A 1,834-nucleotide genomic window follows, 5' to 3' on the forward strand; every position below is an offset into this window, starting at 1 on the left:
CACCTGTTGCTCCAGTTGGGCCTGTTGCACCAGTTACTCCTGTTGCGCCACCAGAACCTGCTGGACCTGTCGCTCCTGTCGGGCCTGTTGCTCCTGTTGGGCCTGTTGCTCCTGTTGGACCTGTTGCTCCTCCTCCTGGACCTGTTGGACCTGTTGGACCTGTTGCTCCTCCTCCTGGACCTGTTGGACCTGTTGGACCTGTTGGGCCGCCTCCTGGCGTAGCACCAATTAATTGAGTTAATAAGTTTAATAAAAGTTGTAAACTTGCAGGGTCAATAATTAATGAGAAGAAGAATGGTGCAAGAGCACTGTAGAATTGTTGTAATAAAGAAAGTAATTGACCTAAATTTGGATTAGGAGATTGTAGTAAGTTAATAATACTTTGAATTAATTGTTTTAAGAAATTTCCTTCTGGAGAAGGTGCTAATTCATTTAGTAAGTTCAATAGCTGAGTAAACAAATTGAGTAAAGCTAATCTGTTTGCATCACTTGGATTTGCAAAAAACGCTGCAATTGCCGAAATTAAAGAGTTTAGTAAAGTAATTAATCTACCTAATTGCTCACTAGTAATTGGAACTGTTTGTGGATTGTTACAACATTCTGGAGTGAACACAATCGGATTATTGCAGTTATTATGACCAAAACAATTATTATGTGACATTTATTTCCTCCTTACTTATTTTATATTTGAGTGTCTTCCTATTATAAGAGCTATACAATTGTGCATAGGTTTAATTCACTTAAAATAGGAAACATGAATGATAATTAAACTTTAAAAAGTTATTTAATTATGTTCATGACTCACATATTAATTATATGTTTTTAATAATTGACTGCTTAGATTAAACACCTAAACTTAAGAGTTTATTTTATTTTTCCACGTTTATCTCTTAGGTTCAAAAGCACATTTTAACTTGAGTATAAAAACTAAACATTGTCATATAACCACCAATTAACAACAATACCTTTACTAAAATTGTGTTCCTTCTATTATCATGAAGCCGTTTCTATTATCAAAAACTTTCATACAATATATTGGACAAGTTATCCCATACTTTGTTCAAAAAATAATTTAGGGAGTGAAAATTAATTGCCAATTATTCAACCATTTATGGCATCCAGAAGATTCACATCTACACTAGGAGCTGGAACCGGAACTGGTGCAGCTTTTGCAATTGCTGCTACAGCTTGTTTAAACGATGCTGGTACTACTGCAACTGCTTTTCCGACTTTTACGTATTATAACTTATATGTAAACGGCATTCTTCAACCTAGTGTGAACTCCAGTGTTACTACTGGACCTACTGGTGCTATTACAATTCCTGGCGGAGATGCATTAGACGGCGGAATTCCAATTACAATTGAATTTATCGTCACTTAGTTTTAACTACTTTAATGTAGAGCAAAAAGACAGATCCTTTTTATTTAAGAATCTGTCTTTTTTAATTAATAATGATAAATTGTAAAATAATTGAAGAACCTTGTGATGGTGGTTGATTATCTAATAAAGTTAGCTGACCAGTACTAACCTGATATAATGGTTGTGGTTGAAGTATTCCATTAATAAACAGATTAATGTACGAAACCTCATCAGGAGATAATATGTGAGTTGTACCATATTGAGCTAGCCCATCTGAATCTGTATATATAAGTTTTTCTCCATCTGAAAAAGTGTAAAATAATAAATTAGTTGTTGTTATGGGGCCAATAACTCCAGTTGGACCTGTTGCTCCTGTTGCCCCTGTTACTCCCGTTACTCCTGTTACTCCTGTTGCCCCTGTTACTCCTGTTGCTCCTGTTGCTCCTGTTGCTCCTGTTGCTCCTGTTGCTCCTG

General features: G+C 35.8%; 3 protein-coding genes. 1 reads left to right on the plus strand and 2 read right to left on the minus strand.

The features are described 5' to 3' along the window. A partial coding sequence (locus MR083_RS26440) for a collagen-like repeat preface domain-containing protein (protein WP_242270084.1) occupies positions 1-661 on the minus strand: 661 nt, incomplete at its 3' end. 429 nt (positions 662-1,090) lie between these two features. Here MR083_RS26440 and MR083_RS26445 point away from each other — a divergent pair. Further along, positions 1,091-1,381, plus strand: coding sequence for a DUF4183 domain-containing protein (locus MR083_RS26445; RefSeq protein ID WP_001121647.1), 291 nt, complete (start codon positions 1,091-1,093; stop codon positions 1,379-1,381). A 61-nt stretch (positions 1,382-1,442) separates the two neighbouring features. Here MR083_RS26445 and MR083_RS26450 read toward each other — a convergent pair. Beyond that, the coding region (locus MR083_RS26450; RefSeq protein ID WP_242270085.1) for a DUF4183 domain-containing protein at positions 1,443-1,834 on the minus strand (392 nt) is incomplete at its 5' end.

It is taken from the genome of Bacillus cereus group sp. BfR-BA-01408 (assembly GCF_022663305.1).
GTDB lineage: Bacteria > Bacillota > Bacilli > Bacillales > Bacillaceae_G > Bacillus_A > Bacillus_A pacificus.